Consider the following 919-nt stretch of genomic DNA (forward strand, 5'->3'; position numbering starts at 1 on the left):
ACTAATTTTCGAGAATAATTCAAGTTTATTACAAAGCAATAATGTTACAAATACCGGGAATATCACTTACAAGCGTACAGCGCGACAAATTCGTCAGGCAGATTTCGTGTATTGGTCAACCCCTGTAAAACCACAGCAATTGCTTAAAGTTTCACCTGATACCAAGCCAGATATGTTTTATTACCATCACGGTTCAGGCTGGATTGATGCTGATAGAAACGCCGATATGATTGTAGGAAAAGGATATATTATTCGCGGTCCTGAAACTTACTCCAATACAGATAAGGCTGACTATACTGCTTCATTTATTGGAGTTCCAAATAACGGAGACATCGTTGGAGAACCATTAACCGCAGGTAAATATCGATTAATCGGAAATCCTTATCCATCGGCCTTAAGCATAGATAAACTTATTCAGGGAAATACAGTACTAAACGGAACTGTTTATTTCTGGACACATAATACTGCTGTAACCCCTGTTGGAAACTATGATTATAACCCGAATGATTACGCCAGTTATAATCTTAGCGGAAGCGTAAGAACAAGTAAAGCAGCACTTACCGGTAACGAAAAGCCATCCGGTTATGTAGCGGCAGGACAAGCATTTTTTGTCAGCGGCCGTCTAGCAGGACCTGTACTTTATAATAATTCAATGCGATTTGGGGGTACAAACAATAATCAGTTTTTCAAATCATCCGAAACATCAAAAGAAACCTCTATCGAAAAGAATCGCATCTGGCTTAATATGACAAGTTCAAAGGGAACTTTCAAACAATTATTGATTGGTTATATCGAAGGAGCAAGCAATGCCTATGAAAATAAATTCGATGGTGTAAGTTTTGATGGTAATCCATACCTTGATTTTTATAGTATGGTTAATACCACTAAACTTGTAATTCAGGGTCGTGCTTTGCCATTT

1 pseudogene is annotated in these 919 nt (G+C 37.9%); it reads left to right on the forward strand.

The features are described 5' to 3' along the window. Window positions 1-919: pseudogene (locus tag IRZ78_RS26000) on the forward strand (calcium-binding protein); the annotation flags it as partial.

Source organism: Flavobacterium sp. CSZ, assembly GCF_015350725.1.
Taxonomy (GTDB): domain Bacteria; phylum Bacteroidota; class Bacteroidia; order Flavobacteriales; family Flavobacteriaceae; genus Flavobacterium.